Below are 13,944 nucleotides of genomic sequence, written 5' to 3'. Positions count from 1 at the left end.
TGCGGTTCAGAGGTGGGTGTAGATGTCGTCGGGCTCGAGGCCGAGGGCGAGCATCATGACCTGGGCGTGGTAGATCAGCTGGCTGATCTCCTCCGCGGCCCGCTCCTTGCCCTCGTGCTCGGCGGCCATCCAGGACTCGGCGGCCTCCTCGACGAGCTTCTTGCCGATGGCGTGGACACCGGCGTCGAGCTCGGCGACGGTGCCCGACCCCGCGGGCCGCGTGCGCGCCTTCTCGGACAGCTCGGCCCACAGCGCGTCGAACGTCTTCACGGGGGTCGATCCTAGGCCGTGGGTGCCTCCTCGGCCGCGCCGGTGGGGCGGGCGGGACGGGTGGGGGCCGCAGGGCCGGCAAAACCTCCGGTTGACCGGAGAAACTGCCACCTCTGGCGAGGAGTTCCCACCCAGGAGTGGGAGTTCCGTGCCAGGAGTCGCGCCGCGGCGGGAGAACCTCCGGTCAACCGGAGAAACGGCCACTCCTGGCACGGATCTCCCGCCCCAAGGCCGCTCAGTCGTCGTCGACGTCGCCGAGGTCGCGGAGGGTGCGGGCGGTCTGCAGGGCGGCCGCGGTGGCCTCGTAGCCCTTGTCCTCGGCGGAGCCGTCGAGGCCGGCCCGGTCGAGGGCCTGCTCCTCGGTGTCGCAGGTGAGGACCCCGAAGCCGATCGGGACGCCGTGGTCGAGGGCGACCCGGCCGAGGCCGTCGGTGGCGGCGGAGCAGACGTACTCGAAGTGCGGGGTGCCGCCGCGGATGACCACGCCGAGGGCCACGATCGCGTCGACGCCGTGGTCGGCCAGCGCGTCGGCGACCACGGGCAGCTCGAAGGTGCCGGGCACCCGGACCTCGCGCACGTCGGTGACGCCGTACGCCTCGAGGGCGCGGCGGGCGCCGGCGAGGAGCCCGTCCATCACCTGGGTGTGCCAGCTCGCGGCGACGACGGCGACCCGCAGGTCGCTGCCGTCGATCGGGGTGTCGGCAGGGGCGCCGTGTCCGGCCATCAGTCGGTCTCCTTCGTCTCCACGGGAGTGCTGGGGGTGCTGGGGGTGCTGGGGGTGCTGGGGGTGCTGGGGGTGACGGGCCCGAGGTCGGGCAGGTCGTGGCCCATGCGGTCGCGCTTGGTGAGCAGGTAGGCCAGGTTGTGGTCGTTGGGGTGCGGGGTGAGCGGGACGCGCTCGGCGACCGGGACGCCGTACAGCTCGAGGTTGGCGATCTTGTCGGGGTTGTTGGTCAGCAGCCGCACCGACTCGACCTTGAGGTCCTTGAGCACCTGCGTCGCGGTGCCGTAGTGCCGGGCGTCGGCGGGCAGGCCGAGGTCGAGGTTGGCGTCGACGGTGTCGCGCCCGCCGTCCTGCAGCTGGTAGGCCTGCAGCTTGGCGACCAGGCCGATGCCGCGGCCCTCGTGGCCGCGCAGGTAGACCACGACGCCGCGTCCCTCGGCCACGATCCGCTCCAGCGCCTCGTCGAGCTGGGGGCCGCAGTCGCAGCGGTGGCTGCCGAAGACGTCGCCGGTCAGGCACTCGGAGTGCACGCGGGTCAGCACCGGGTCGGGGCCGGTCACGTCGCCGTGGACCAGCGCGACGTGCTCGGAGCCGTCGACGGAGACGCGGTAGCCGTAGGCGGTGAAGTCGCCGTGCCGGGTGGGCAGGCGGGTCTCCGCGACGCGCTCCACGAGGTTCTCGTGCCGGCGGCGGTAGCGGACCAGGTCCTCGATGGAGATCATCGCCAGGCCGTGCTCGTCGGCGAACGCGCGCAGCTCGGGCGCCCGCTTCATCGTCCCGTCGTCGTTGACGACCTCGACCAGCACGCCGGCCGGCGTCAGCCCGGCCAGGGTGGCTAGGTCGACCGCGGCCTCGGTGTGGCCGCGGCGCGCGAGCACCCCGCCGTCGGCGTACCGCAGCGGGAAGACGTGGCCGGGCCGGGTGATCTCCCACGGCTCGGTGGCACTGTCGGCCAGCACCCGCGCGGTGTGGGCGCGGTCGGCGGCGCTGATGCCGGTGGAGACACCGTCGCGGGCGTCGACCGAGATCGTGTACGCCGTGCGCAGCTTGTCCTTGTTGTGCGGGGTCATGAGGGGGATCTCGAGCCGGTCGAGCATCGGGCCCGGCATCGGCACGCAGATCACGCCGCTGGAGTAGCGGATCGTGAATGCCATCAGCTCCGGCGTCGCCTTGGAGGCGGCGAAGATGATGTCGCCCTCGTTCTCGCGGCCCTCGTCGTCGACGACGACGACGGCCCTGCCGGCGGCGATGTCGGCGATGGCCCGCTCGACCGGGTCGAGCCGGACGCCGCCGTGCTGCTCCTCGACCGTGAGGGGCGGGATGGGGGTGGTCATCGGGGGTTCCTCTCGGAGGTGGCGGCCAGACGGGCCTCGAGCAGCTTCTCGACGTGCTTGGCCAGCACGTCGACCTCGAGGTTGACCCGGTCGCCGGGCTGTCGGTGGCCGAGCGTGGTGCGGGCCAGGGTCTCGGGGATCAGGCTGATGGTGAACGACTCGTCGCGAGCCTCGACGACCGTCAGGCTGACGCCGTCGACGGTGATCGAGCCCTTGTCGACGAGGTAGCGGCCGAGGGTGGCGGGCATGGAGACCTCGACCACCTCCCAGTGCTCGCTGGGGGTCCGGCTGACGACGTGGCCGACGGCGTCGACGTGTCCCTGCACGATGTGGCCGCCGAGCCGCTTGTCGGCGGTGACCGCGCGCTCGAGGTTGACCCTGTCGCCGGGCCGGACGCCGGCCAGGCTGGTCTTGTCGAGCGTCTCCTGCATGACGTCGGCGGTCCACAGGCCGCCGTCCTCGAGCGTGGTGACGGTCAGGCAGCACCCGTTGACGGCGATGGAGTCGCCGAGCCCGGCGTCCTCGGTGACGGTGACGCCGCGGACGGTCAGGCGGATCGCGTCCCCCTGGTCCTCGATCGCCTCGACGGTGCCGAGCTCCTCGACGATGCCGGTGAACATCAGGCTTCCTCCTGCGGTCGCGTGGGGTGGGGGGTCATGGTGAAGCGGACGTTGTGCTCGGGGTCGTCGGGCAGCACGGTCACGTCGGTGACCGTGGGCCGCAACGCCGCGGACATGGTGGTGATTCCGAGGTCGGCGACCGAGGCGAGGCCGGCGCCGAGGAAGGCGGGCGCGACGTAGGCGACGACCTCGTCGACCAGGCCGGCGGCCACGAAGGCCGCGGCCAGGGTGGGTCCGCCCTCGAGGAACACGTGCTGGCGGTCGCGGGAGCGCAGCTCGGCCAGGGCCGCGTGCGGGTCACGGGTCCGCAGGTGGACCGTCTCGGCGCCGCCCGAGCGCAGGGGGTCGAGGACCCTGCGGTCGGCGGGCAGGTCGCGCTCCCCCATCACCGCACGCAGCGGCTGGCGCTCGACGGGGTGGCCGTCGTCGTCGCGCACCGTCAGCAGCGGGTCGTCGACGAGCACCGTGCCGGTGCCGACCAGCATGGTGTCGGCGAGGGCACGCAGGCGGTGGGTGTCGCGTCGGGCCGCGGCGCTGGAGACCCAGCGCGAGGTGCCGTCGGCCGCGGCGGAGCGCCCGTCGAGCGTCGTGGCGAGCTTCCAGGTGACGAACGGCCGGCCGCGCTCGACGGCGAAGGTCCAGGTCCGGTTGAGCGCGCGGGCCTCGGCGGTCATCACCCCGTGCACCACCTCGACGCCCGCGGACCGCAGGGTCTCGGTGCCGCCGGCCGCGACCGGGTTGGGGTCGCGCTGGGCGACGACCACGCGGTGTACGCCGGCGTCGACGAGGGCCCGGGCGCACGGGCCGGTGCGGCCGGTGTGGTTGCAGGGCTCCAGGGTGACCACGGCGGTGGTGCCGCGGGCGGCCGCGCCGGCCCGGGCCAGGGCGTCGGCCTCGGCGTGGGCGGTGCCGGCGCCCCGGTGGAAGCCCTCGGCGACGGTCGCGCCGTCCTCGGCCAGCAGCACGCAGCCGACCCGCGGGTTGGGACCGAGCGGGACCCCGTCGGTCGCGGCGAGGGCGAGGGCGCGCGTCATCGCGTCGCGCTCGGCGGGCGTGGGTGCCGCGCTCATCTCGCCTCCGGTCCGGTCGGGCTCACGGACTCCGGGGCTGGCGGGACGGGTCGTCGCACAGGGGTGCGGCGAGGGCCGTCCGCCTGCGTGCGCTTCCCATCCGGACTCTCACCGTCGGTCCAGGAATCCCACCTGGTCAACCGGCCGCTGGCTGCGGTCGGGTCGCGGACTGTCACCGCCGGCTCGGAATTTCACCGACCCCAGAGCACGCGAGCGATAGATCACTCGTCAGGTCGAGTTTGCCACACGCCTGCCCGCGGCTCGCTGTGGCTCGTGTCACGCGGCCGGGCGTCGTACGCCGACAGCCCGGCCAGCCACGCCCAGGCCAGCCAGAGCGCCCACGGGAGGCCGGCGACCGCGTGGAGGCCCGCCAGCAGCGCCCCGGCCAGGGCGCAGCCCCGCACCCAGGGGTCGACGAGCAGCGCGGGAGCCACGGGCCGCAGTCTCGCGACCGAGAGGGGCGAAGGCAAGTACGTCAGTCGTCTTCGTGGGCATTGAACGAGGTGACCGGGTCCACCGACCTCACCGACTCCGACCCCGACTCCGGCCCCGGCGCCGGGTGCGGCGTCCGCTGCGCGGTGCGCGCGTCGCGGCCGTAGAGCGCGAGGACGCTGGCCCGGCGGCCGTGCTCGGGGCCGATGAGGAGCATCTCGAACTCGCCGTCGACGTAGAGCTGCTCGCCGGCGTCGACGGCGAAGGCGGTGAGGAAGTCGAGGGTGACGTCGTCGAGGTCGGCGGACATGCCGCGGGCGCGGGCGACGTCCCAGGCGTGGAGCGTGAGGTCCAAGGCGTCGACGAGGGCACGCGGGCGGCGGGAGAGGTGCTCGTCGTAGACCTCGAACAGGTCGGCCGAGGTCTGCTCGATGCCGCTGTGGGCGAGCACGGCCGCGTGGTTGTCGGCGACGTGGGTGAGCACGTCGGAGACCGTCCAGCCCGGGCAGGAGGGCACCGGGAGGTCGAGCTCGGCCACGCCGATGCCCGCGGTGGCGGCGCGGAACAGCTCCACGCCCCGTCGGTACGCCGTCACGAGCCGGCCCCGTCCCGGGCCGCCTCCGCCGCGGCCCGGAGCTCGGCGACCATGCGGTCGGGGTCGTCGGCGGAGAAGACCGCACTGCCGGCGACGAAGGTGTCGGCGCCGGCCTCCGCGCAGCGCCCGATGGTCTCGAGCGAGACGCCGCCGTCGACCTGGAGCCAGGTCTCGACGCCGTGCTTGTCGAGCAGGGCCCGCGCCCGGCGGATCTTGGGCAGCACCAGGTCGAGGAACTGCTGCCCACCGAAGCCCGGCTCGACGGTCATCAGCAGCAGCATGTCGAGCTCGGGCAGCAGGTCCTCGTAGGGCTCGACCGGGGTGGCCGGGCGCAGCGCCATGCTGGCCCGCGCGCCGGCCGCCCGCACCTCGCGCGCGAGCCGCACGGGGGCGCTGGCCGCCTCGACGTGGAAGGTCACCGAGCCGCAGCCGGCCTCGACGTACGCCGGGGCGTGGCGGTCGACGTCGGCGATCATCAGGTGGGCGTCGAGCGGGGTCTCGGTGCTGCGGGCCAGGGCCTCGACCATGGTCGGCCCGAAGGTCAGGTTGGGCACGAAGTGGTTGTCCATGACGTCGACGTGCACCCAGTCGGCGCCGGGGATCCGGCCCACCTCGGCGCCCAGGGCCGCGAAGTCGGCGTTGAGGATCGACGGAGTGATCTGGACGTGTCCCACGGGGTCCGAGCCTAGGCGCGGGTCGGGCGGGTCAGGCCGGGAGGTCGGGGTCGAGCAGGTCCCCGAGGTCGCGCAGCGCGTCGTCGAGGTGGCCGGGGCGGACGGCGAGGCGGTGGGTGCGGGGGCGGGCGGCGACGACGTCGGCGAGGCCGTGGGCGTGGGCGACGAGGTGGCCGAGCGCCTCGTCGGGCACGCGGGACTCCACGACCGCCCCGTGGAGCACGACGTGGACGAGCTCGGCGCCGACCTCGTCGGCCACCTGCTCGAACCGCTCGAGCTGGTCGAGCCGGGCCAGCAGCTGCGGGACGACCACGTCGCACCCGGTCTCCAGGTGGGCGCGGGCCAGGGCCAGGGCGAGGACGCGGGCGGCCTCGCCGTGGCCGGCCGGGTCGCCCCCGATCCAGGTGCGCAGCAGGTCGGCCTCGACGACGAGCACCCCGGCGTGGTCGTCGCGGTAGCGCGCGGCGAGGGTCGACTTGCCGGCGCCCGGCATGCCGTTGAGGAGCACGAGCCGGGCGCCCGTCGGCCGGTGGTTGCCCAGCGGGGTGGGGGTGGAGGGGCTCATGGACCTCAGTCCCCCGGCTCCTCGTGGACGAGCTCGACCTCGAGGTCCTCCACCTCGCACCCGAGGGTCTGCAGGGCGCGCACCGTGGCCAGCGCGACCAGGTTGGCGCCGGTCAGCGGGGCCTCGCGGGAGAACGTGCGGTACTTCTCCGACCAGGGCTGCTCCCAGCCCTGCCGCAGCAGCGCGGCCTCGGTCTCGGGGGTCATCTCCCACTCGCCGCCGAACGAGGTCGACCCGACGCACTCCGCGATGAGCACCCGGGCGGCCGCGGTGACCTGCACGTAGCGGCGCGGCGCCGCCGCGGTCCGGCGCGACCCGAAGAGCCCGCGCCTGACCGGCGCCGGTGCCTTCTCGCGGATGACGAGCCCGTCGTCGAGGTCGAGGGCGAGGATCGCGCCGGTGAGGCGGCGGTTGAGGTCGTCCCAGGTGCCCCTCACGGTGCCTCCCCCTCCCCGTCGCCCGGCTCCTCCGGCGTCTCGGCACCGTCGGCCTCGTCGCGGTCGGCCCACTGCAGCAGCGGCGCGATGTCGAAGGTCCGGTCGGGGTCGTCGATGTCGGCGTGCAGGTCACCGATCTCGGCGAACCGCGCCGGCATGGTGGTCATGGTGAAGTCCTGCGGCACGCAGTCGTCGACCTCCTCCCACCGCACCGGCGCCGAGACGCGCGCGTCGGGGAAGCCCCGCACCGAGTAGGCCGCGGCGATGGTGTGGTCGCGCGCGTTCTGGTTGTAGTCGACGAAGAGGTGGTGGGGGTCGCGGTCCTTGCGCCACCACGTCGTGGTGACGTCGTCGGGCGCACGCCGCTCGACCTCGCGGGCGAAGGCCAGCGCCGCGCGGCGGACGACCTGGTGGCCGTGGTCGGGCCGGATGCGGACGTAGACGTGCAGGCCGGACCCGCCGCTCGTCTTGGGGTACCCCACCGCGCCGAGCTCGTCGAGCACCTCGCGGCAGACCCGCGCCACGCGGCGTACCTGGGCCCAGTCGGACTCGGGACCGGGGTCGAGGTCGATGCGCCACTCGTCGGGCTCCTCGGTGTGCCCGCGACGGCTGTTCCAGGGGTGGAACTCCACGGTCGACATCTGCACCGCCCAGATGACGGCGCCGAGCTCGGTGACGCACAGCTCGTCGGCCGTGCGGTCCCAGCGGGGGAAGTGCAGGCGCACGGTCTCCACCCAGGCCGGGGCGCCGCGTGGCAGCCGCTTCTGGTGCACCTTCTCCCCCGTCAGCCCGGTCGGGAAGCGGTGCAGCATGCACGGTCGCTCGAAGAGGGCGTTGACGATGCCGGGGCCGACCGCGAGGTAGTAGTCGACCAGGTCCTTCTTGGTCGCCCCGGTCTCGGGGAAGTACACCCGGTCGGGGTTGGAGACCCGCACGACGCGGCCGTCGACCTCGATCTCGACCGACGGGGACTTCGACGCCACCCCTCGACCCTAGTGTGGCTGCTCATGGACTTCGACCAGCCGCCCGTGGTGCGCGTCGAGTACGTCGGGTCGCAGGACCTCGAGCCCGGCCGGTGGCCGCTCTCTGTCCCGGCCGTGGCGCAGGTCGAGCGCGAGGGCCTCGACCTGGACCCGGGCGTGACGTTCCTGGTCGGCGAGAACGGGTCCGGCAAGTCAACGCTGGTCGAGGCGGTCGCGATGGCCTTCGGCCTCTCGCCCGAGGGCGGCTCGACGTACAGCGAGCACCGCACCCGTCCCTCGGAGTCCGACCTCGGCCGGGCCCTGCGGCTGCAGCGCGGGATCGGGGCGTCGCGGTGGGGGTTCTTCCTGCGCGCCGAGACGATGCACGGCTGGTACACCTACATGGACTCCCACCGCGGGCCGCGCGACCCGGACTACCACGCGATGAGCCACGGGGAGTCCTTCCTCGCGGTCCTGCGCACCAAGTTCGACAGCCCGGCCTTCTACTGCCTCGACGAGCCGGAGGCCGCGCTGTCGTTCTCCTCGACCCTCGGGCTGGTCTCGGTGCTGGCCGAGGTCGCCTCCGCGGGCGGCCAGGTGCTGTGCGCGACGCACTCACCCGTGCTGGCCGCGCTCCCGGGCGCCACGGTCCTCGAGGTCGGCGAGTGGGGACTGCGTCGCACGGCGTGGGAGGACCTGGAGCTGGTGCGGCACTGGCGTTCGTTCCTCCACGGCCCCGGTCGCTACCTGCGGCACGTCGTCGACTGACCCCTCGCTCAGGGACGGCGGCGGACCAGGGCGACGAACATCGCGTCGGTGCCGTGCCGGTGCGGCCACAGCTGCACCGTGCCGGGCAGGGGGCCGGCCAGGTCGGGCCACGCGTCCGCGCCGGGCAGACCGGCCGTGGCGTCGACCAGCTCGACGTCGTCGCGGCCCGAGACGACGCTCTCGACGACCCCGGAGGTCTCGGCCAGCACCGGGCTGCACGTGGCGTAGACGGCGAGACCGCCCGGCCGCAGCAGGTCGAGGGCGCTGCCGAGCAGGGCCCGCTGGAGCAGCACCAGCTCGAGGAGGTCGTCGGGCCGGCGGCGCCAGCGCGACTCGGGCCGCCGCCGCAGCGCGCCCAGGCCCGTGCAGGGCACGTCGGCCAGCACGCGGTCGACCGTGCCGGGTCGCACCGGGGCGCGGGTGCCGTCGGCGGCGACCACCCCGGCGACCCCGGCCGCGCCGGCCAGGGCCCGGCGCACCAGACCGGCTCGGTGCGGGGCCCGCTCGACGGCCAGCAGGCGGGCGCCGCGCTCGTCGGCCAGGCCGGCGAGCAGGGCCGCCTTCCCGCCGGGACCGGCGCACAGGTCGACCCAGCGCTCGTCGGGCCCGTCGAGCGGCGCCGCGGCGAGGGCGAGCGCCACGAGCTGCGAGCCCTCGTCCTGGACGCCGGCACGGCCCTCGGCGACGGCCGGCACCTGCGAGGGCCGGCCACCCTCCAGCACCACGCCGTACGGCGAGAAGCGGGTCGGCTCGCCCGGCAGCTCGTCGCGGGTGGCACGGCCGGGGCGGGCGACGAGGGTGACGCGGGGCGCGACGTTGTCGGCGGCCAGCAGCGCGGGGAGCTCGTCGTCGCCGACCGCGCGGCGCAGCTCGTCGACGACCCAGGCCGGGTGGCTGTGGGCGACCTCCAGGTGGCGGCGCGAGCCCGGAGGGGCGACCTCGGCCGTCCACGCCTCGAGGTCGCGGGCCGCGACCTTGCGCAGCACCGCGTTGGCGAAGCCCGCCGCGCCGTCGTGGGTGACCGCGCGCACCAGGTCGACGGTGGTGCTGATCGCGGCGTGGGTCGGCACCCGCATGGCCAGCAGCTGGTGGGTGCCCAGGCGCAGCGCGTCGAGCACCTTGGCCTCCACCTTGCTCAGCGGCCGGTCGACGCAGGCGGCCAGCACGGCGTCGTACAGGCCCCGCCAGCGCAGCGTGCCGGAGGCCAGCTCGGTCGCGAACGCGGCGTCGCGGGCGTCGAGACCGAAGTGGTCGACGACGGCCGGCAGCACGAGGTTGGCGTAGGCGTCGTCGACCCGGACCGCCTTCAGGACCTCCCAGGCGGCGCGGCGCGACGGGTCGGCCGCGGCGGGGCGCCGGCGTCCACGCTCAGCCACCGGTCGTCCCCCCGTCCCCGGGGTCGGCGAGGTGCTCGCGGACGAGCCGCTTCGGCGCCATCGCCGCCCAGGCGTCGGTGATGACCTCGGCCAGCTCGGCGCGGGTGATCTCGCCCAGCCGCGACTGCTGGACCAGCACGGCGCTGGTGCGGTCGAAGTGCGGGATGGTGAAGAACGGGGTGGCCGGGTCGGCCACCAGGGCGTGCTTCTCGACCTCGGTGGGGGTCTGGACGACCAGCAGGTCGTCGTACATCTCGCCCGTGTCGGGGTCGACCGCGGTCGGGTGCGGCGCGCGACGGAGGAGGAAGCCCTTGCCCTTCGGCCCGCGGGGGACCTTCCAGGTGGGGCGGTCGCCCCACGACGTGCCCAGCTCGGTCTCGGGCAGGGCGGCGCAGATCTCGTCGACGTCGTCGGGCCGGGCGGGGCGGTCGGGCGTCACCCAGCGCCGCCGAGCGGGGTGCCCGAGGCCAGTCGTGTGCCGCGCGCCCAGTCGGCCGCGGGCATCTGCTTCTTGCCGAACGGCTTGACAACGCCCAGGCGGACGGCCGTCGTGCCGGTGCCGACGAGCACCTCCTGCTTGCGCACCTCGAGGGTGCCGGGGGCGAGGGTCTCGTCGGTCGGCTCCACGGGCCCGAGCTTGAGCCGCTCGCCCTCGTGGGTCGTCCACGCGCCGGGGGCCGGTGTGCAGGCGCGCACCCGCCGGTCGACGGAGGCGGCGGGTTCGTGCCAGTCGACCTCGGCGTCCTCGACGGTGATCTTGGGGGCCATCGAGACGCCGTCGGCGGGCTGCTCGCGGGCCTCGATGTCGCCGTCCTCGAGGTGGTCGAGCGTGGCCAACAGCAGCCCGGCCCCGCCCTCGGCCAGCCGGCCCAGCAGGTCGCCGGCGGTGTCGGTGGGCCGGATGCGCTCGGTCATCACGCCGAACGTGGGGCCGGCGTCCATGGCCTTGACGATCCGGAACGTCGTCGCGCCGGTGACCTCGTCGCCGGCCCAGATCGCGTGCTGCACCGGCGCCGCGCCCCGCCACGCGGGCAGGCAGGAGAAGTGCAGGTTGACCCAGCCGTGCGGCGGGATGTCGAGCGCCGACTGCGGCAGCAGCGCGCCGTAGGCCACGACCGGGCAGCAGTCGGGCGCCAGGGCTCGCAGCTCGGCCTGGAACTCGGGGTCGCGGGGGTGCTCGGGCTTGAGGACGGGTACGCCGAGCGCCTCCGCGCGCTGGGCGACGGGGCTGGCCACCAGCCTGCGGCCGCGCCCGGCCGGGGCGTCGGGACGGGTCACCACGCCCACCAGGTCGTGGCGGGAGGCGACGATGGCGTCGAGGGCGGGCACGGCGACCTCGGGGGTGCCGGCGAAGACGAGGCGCACGGCTAGATCCCGAGCCCGCGGGTGGCGTGGGGGCTGATCTTGACCGTGGGCGCACCCGACCCGGCCAGCCCGAACCACTCGCTCTCGCGGATCTCGCGCATCGCGGCCTTGCGGGCCTCGGTGTCGAGCCGGTCGAGGAAGAGCACGCCGTCGAGGTGGTCGGTCTCGTGCTGGATGGCCCGCGCCAGCAGCTGCGAGCCCTCGACGGTCACCGGCTCGCCGTGCACGTCGAAGCCGCGCGCGACCACCGACAGGGCCCGCCGGCAGTCGTAGGTCAGGCCCGGGATCGACAGGCAGCCCTCGGGGCCCTCCTGGACCTCGGTCGACAGCGTGAGGTCGGGGTTGACGAGGTGGCCGACCTCGCCGTCGACGTACCAGGTGAAGACGCGGAGCCCGACCCCGATCTGCGGCGCCGCGAGCCCCGCGCCGGGGGCGTCGCGCATGGTGTCGGTGAGGTCGGCGACCAGCTGGCGCAGCTCCTTGTCGAAGTCGACGACCTCGACGGCGCGACGGCGCAGCACCGGGTCACCGAAGAGGCGGATGGGCTGGATCGCCACGGGGTCGGACCTCCGGAGGTACGTCGGGAGCAGGCCGTCCCAGCGTACTGGCGCGGCACCGGGTCACAGGGAGACCGGGTCGACCCGGACGCGGACGGCGTCGAGCTTGCGGGCGCTGCGGACCCGTTGCAGCTCGCCCAGCGAGCGGGAGAGGTCGGCGCCGCGGGCGAACGGGGTGCGCAGGACCAGGCGCTCCTCCCCCTCGTGGCCCGCGCTGCCGGTGGGCACCGGGCCGAGGACCTCGACGTGCGCCGGGGGCGCGAGCAGGGTGAGGGCGTCGTCGACCGCGCCGGGCTCGCCGGTGACCGTGGCGAGCCGGGTCGTCGGCGGCAGCCGGGCCTCGCGGCGCTCGGTGGCCTCGCGGCGGGCGAAGCCGGCCTGGTCCCAGCGCACCAGCGCCTGCAGGGCGGGGTGGGCGGGGTCGCCGACCGCGATCGCCCGGCCGCCGGGACGGACGAGTCCCACCGCGCCGCTCCAGCGCCGCAGCGCCTCCTCGGCGGCGCGCAGGTCGTCGCGGCCCAGGAGCAACCAGGTGTCGAGGAGCACCACGGCGGCGTACCCACCGGCTGCGACGGGCTCGGCCCCCGGGGTCGCGACGACGACCGCGGGGGTGGCGGGCACGTCGGCCAGGACCGACCCGGCGGCCGAGGTGCGGACCCGGGTGGCGGGGAACGCGCGCCCGAGCTCCTCGGCGGTGCGGGCCTCGCCCAGGACGGGGGCCCGCAGGCCGCCGGCGCCGCACTCGCGGCAGCGCCAGCCCGTCGCCGGCGTCGCGCACCAGCGGCAGGCCGGCGGGGTCGTCGGCGAGGTCAGGGCGAGCGGGCCGGCGCAGGTGGCGCACCGCGCGGGCGTGCGGCAGCGCTCGCAGGCCAGCGCCAGGGCGTAGCCGGCGCGCGGGGTCTGCACGAGCACCGGACCCTCGGCCAGGGCCTGCTTGACCACGCCGTGGACCTCGCTCGGGATGCGCGCGGTGGACCCGCTCGGGTCGCGCTCGCGCATCCGGTCGCTGGCGCCCGCCACCGCGATGGTGACCGTCGCGCGGAGCCGGTCGCGCGGGGCGAGGAGCTCGTGCGCCCACCCGACCCGGACCAGGTGCTCGGCCTCGACGCTGCGGCTCAGGCCCCCGACCAGCACGGCGGTGTCCTCGCGGGCCGCCCGCAGGAGCAGCACCTCGCGGGTGTGGGGGTACGGCGCCCGCGGCTCGGCGTGCAGGTCGTCTCCGTCGTCCCAGCAGACCACGAGGCCCAGGTCGTGCACCGGCGCGAAGGCCGCGGCGCGGGTGCCGACCACGACGCGGCGGGTGCCGCGGGCGACGGCGAGGAAGTCGCGGTAGCGCCGGGCGGGGCCGGCGTCGGCGGTGAGCGTGACGTGCCGGTCGGGGCCGAGAGCGGCGGTCAGGGCGGCGTCGACCCGGGCGACGTCCTTGCCGTCGGGGACGCAGACCAGGGTGCCGCGGCCCGACCGCAGGGTGGCCGCCGCGGCGGCGGCGACCAGCGCCGGCCAGTCGTCGCCCGGCGCGACCGACCAGACCGCGCGGGGGCTGCCGCCGTCGGCCAGGTGGGCCAGGTAGGCGGGGCCGGCGGCGTACCCGGACCAGGCGGGGGTGCCGGGCGCCTCGGGGAGCTCGGTGGGCGGCTCCGGGGGGCTGGGCTGCTTCTCGGTCGTGGCGTGCCGGGGCGGCACGGCCAGGCGGAGCACGTCGGAGCGCGTCCCGGCGTACCGCTCGGCGACGTCGGCGGCCAGGCCCGCCACCGCGGGGCTCAGCACCGGCTCGGGGCTCACCACGCGGCGCAGCGGAGCGAGGCGGCCGCCGTGGTCGGTGGCGTCGGCGCGCTCGAGCAGGTAGCCGTCGACGTCCTGGCCGGCGAAGCGGACCTTGACCCGGACGCCGGGCACGGCCTGCTCGGCCATTGCCTGCGGCACGGCGTAGTCGAAGGGCCGGTCGAGGTGGGCCAGGGGCACGTCGACGAGCACCCGGGCCACGGGCTGCTCGGTGGCCAGGGCGGCCTCGGCGGCCTTGCGGGCGCGGGTCTGGCGGGCCTTGGCCTGCGCCTGCTTGACCGTCGAGCGCACCAGCCCGGGCAGCAGCTCGGGCTGCTCCTCGGGTGGGCCTGCTCGGCGGGGGCGCTCGGTCACGTCCTGTTGTCTACCAGCGGGGTCCGATGTCCGGGGCGGCGCTCCACAGGGTCGGGACG

At 75.7% G+C, this 13,944-nt stretch carries 17 protein-coding genes and 1 riboswitch; of the genes, 1 reads left to right on the top strand and 16 read right to left on the bottom strand.

What is annotated here, in order from left to right; genetic code table 11:
- Positions 1–6: 6 nt before the first annotated feature.
- The 11 genes from FJQ57_RS08030 to ligD form a co-directional block, all read right to left on the bottom strand.
- Positions 7–270 carry a phosphoribosyl-ATP diphosphatase gene (locus FJQ57_RS08030; protein WP_139978781.1) on the bottom strand — a complete coding sequence of 88 codons (264 nt, stop codon included), beginning with the start codon at positions 268–270 and terminating at the stop codon, positions 7–9.
- A 235-nt stretch (positions 271–505) separates the two neighbouring features.
- On the bottom strand, positions 506–994 hold the full coding sequence (gene ribH, locus FJQ57_RS08025) for a 6,7-dimethyl-8-ribityllumazine synthase (RefSeq protein ID WP_139978779.1): 489 nt from the start codon (positions 992–994) through the stop codon (positions 506–508).
- Complete coding sequence (locus FJQ57_RS08020) at positions 994–2,328, bottom strand: bifunctional 3,4-dihydroxy-2-butanone-4-phosphate synthase/GTP cyclohydrolase II (protein ID WP_246081651.1); 1,335 nt, start codon at positions 2,326–2,328, stop codon at positions 994–996. Before FJQ57_RS08020 ends, ribH begins: the two co-directional genes overlap by 1 nt.
- A complete protein-coding gene (locus FJQ57_RS08015) occupies positions 2,325–2,948 on the bottom strand; it encodes a riboflavin synthase (RefSeq protein ID WP_139978777.1) in 624 nt (207 codons plus the stop codon). The genes FJQ57_RS08020 and FJQ57_RS08015 overlap by 4 nt, the downstream gene beginning before the upstream one ends.
- Positions 2,948–4,018 (bottom strand): bifunctional diaminohydroxyphosphoribosylaminopyrimidine deaminase/5-amino-6-(5-phosphoribosylamino)uracil reductase RibD, encoded by a 1,071-nt coding sequence (gene ribD / locus FJQ57_RS08010; RefSeq protein ID WP_246081650.1) that lies wholly within the window; start codon positions 4,016–4,018, stop codon positions 2,948–2,950. Before ribD ends, FJQ57_RS08015 begins: the two co-directional genes overlap by 1 nt.
- A gap of 83 nt (positions 4,019–4,101) precedes the next feature.
- A riboswitch (FMN riboswitch) is annotated at positions 4,102–4,231 on the bottom strand.
- A gap of 8 nt (positions 4,232–4,239) precedes the next feature.
- Positions 4,240–4,452 (bottom strand): hypothetical protein, encoded by a 213-nt coding sequence (locus FJQ57_RS08005; protein ID WP_139978775.1) that lies wholly within the window; start codon positions 4,450–4,452, stop codon positions 4,240–4,242.
- Between the two features lie 41 nt (positions 4,453–4,493).
- Positions 4,494–5,024 carry a maleylpyruvate isomerase N-terminal domain-containing protein gene (locus FJQ57_RS08000; RefSeq protein ID WP_170219320.1) on the bottom strand — a complete coding sequence of 177 codons (531 nt, stop codon included), beginning with the start codon at positions 5,022–5,024 and terminating at the stop codon, positions 4,494–4,496.
- A 17-nt stretch (positions 5,025–5,041) separates the two neighbouring features.
- The gene (gene rpe / locus FJQ57_RS07995; RefSeq protein ID WP_139978771.1) at positions 5,042–5,719 is read right to left on the bottom strand and encodes a ribulose-phosphate 3-epimerase; all 678 of its coding nucleotides are present in this window, start codon (positions 5,717–5,719) and stop codon (positions 5,042–5,044) included.
- Between the two features lie 31 nt (positions 5,720–5,750).
- A complete protein-coding gene (locus FJQ57_RS07990; RefSeq protein ID WP_139978770.1) occupies positions 5,751–6,284 on the bottom strand; it encodes an AAA family ATPase in 534 nt (177 codons plus the stop codon).
- A 5-nt stretch (positions 6,285–6,289) separates the two neighbouring features.
- Positions 6,290–6,721, bottom strand: coding sequence for a TY-Chap domain-containing protein (locus FJQ57_RS07985; RefSeq protein ID WP_139978768.1), 432 nt, complete (start codon positions 6,719–6,721; stop codon positions 6,290–6,292).
- Positions 6,718–7,704, bottom strand: coding sequence for a non-homologous end-joining DNA ligase (ligD, locus tag FJQ57_RS07980; RefSeq protein WP_139978766.1), 987 nt, complete (start codon positions 7,702–7,704; stop codon positions 6,718–6,720). The genes FJQ57_RS07985 and ligD overlap by 4 nt, the downstream gene beginning before the upstream one ends.
- Before the next feature lie 24 nt (positions 7,705–7,728).
- Between ligD and FJQ57_RS07975 the strand changes: the two genes are divergently transcribed.
- Complete coding sequence (locus FJQ57_RS07975) at positions 7,729–8,451, top strand: AAA family ATPase (RefSeq protein WP_139978764.1); 723 nt, start codon at positions 7,729–7,731, stop codon at positions 8,449–8,451.
- An 8-nt stretch (positions 8,452–8,459) separates the two neighbouring features.
- Here FJQ57_RS07975 and FJQ57_RS07970 read toward each other — a convergent pair whose 3' ends face one another.
- The 5 genes from FJQ57_RS07970 to FJQ57_RS07950 all read right to left on the bottom strand — a co-directional run bounded on the left by FJQ57_RS07970 (position 8,460) and on the right by FJQ57_RS07950 (position 13,885).
- Positions 8,460–9,827 carry an RsmB/NOP family class I SAM-dependent RNA methyltransferase gene (locus FJQ57_RS07970; RefSeq protein ID WP_139978763.1) on the bottom strand — a complete coding sequence of 456 codons (1,368 nt, stop codon included), beginning with the start codon at positions 9,825–9,827 and terminating at the stop codon, positions 8,460–8,462.
- A complete protein-coding gene (locus tag FJQ57_RS07965) occupies positions 9,820–10,266 on the bottom strand; it encodes an MmcQ/YjbR family DNA-binding protein (RefSeq protein ID WP_139978761.1) in 447 nt (148 codons plus the stop codon). The genes FJQ57_RS07970 and FJQ57_RS07965 overlap by 8 nt, the downstream gene beginning before the upstream one ends.
- Positions 10,263–11,192: a methionyl-tRNA formyltransferase gene (fmt, locus tag FJQ57_RS07960; RefSeq protein ID WP_139978759.1), complete on the bottom strand. Its 930-nt coding sequence runs from the start codon at positions 11,190–11,192 to the stop codon at positions 10,263–10,265. The genes FJQ57_RS07965 and fmt overlap by 4 nt, the downstream gene beginning before the upstream one ends.
- Before the next feature lie 2 nt (positions 11,193–11,194).
- Entirely contained in the window at positions 11,195–11,749 is a 555-nt protein-coding gene (gene def / locus FJQ57_RS07955) for a peptide deformylase (protein WP_139978757.1), read from the bottom strand.
- Positions 11,750–11,812: 63 nt separating this feature from the next.
- On the bottom strand, positions 11,813–13,885 hold the full coding sequence (locus FJQ57_RS07950; RefSeq protein WP_139978756.1) for a primosomal protein N': 2,073 nt from the start codon (positions 13,883–13,885) through the stop codon (positions 11,813–11,815).
- Between the last annotated feature and the right edge of the window lie 59 nt (positions 13,886–13,944).

The organism is Nocardioides litoris (assembly GCF_006346315.1).
In the GTDB taxonomy this organism is placed as follows: Bacteria; Actinomycetota; Actinomycetes; order Propionibacteriales; family Nocardioidaceae; genus Nocardioides; species Nocardioides litoris.
This window is presented reverse-complemented; position numbering and strand designations above follow the sequence as displayed.

Excerpts from the sequence above, each read along its gene's own strand:
- FJQ57_RS08015 (WP_139978777.1), bottom strand. The coding sequence starts at position 2,948 with ATGTTCACCGGCATCGTCGAGGAGCTCGGCACCGTCGAGGCGATCGAG.
- FJQ57_RS07975 (WP_139978764.1), top strand. The coding sequence starts at position 7,729 with ATGGACTTCGACCAGCCGCCCGTGGTGCGCGTCGAGTACGTCGGGTCG.
- ribD (WP_246081650.1), bottom strand. The coding sequence starts at position 4,018 with ATGAGCGCGGCACCCACGCCCGCCGAGCGCGACGCGATGACGCGCGCC.
- FJQ57_RS07990 (WP_139978770.1), bottom strand. The coding sequence starts at position 6,284 with ATGAGCCCCTCCACCCCCACCCCGCTGGGCAACCACCGGCCGACGGGC.
- FJQ57_RS08020 (WP_246081651.1), bottom strand. The coding sequence starts at position 2,328 with ATGACCACCCCCATCCCGCCCCTCACGGTCGAGGAGCAGCACGGCGGC.
- ribH (WP_139978779.1), bottom strand. The coding sequence starts at position 994 with ATGGCCGGACACGGCGCCCCTGCCGACACCCCGATCGACGGCAGCGAC.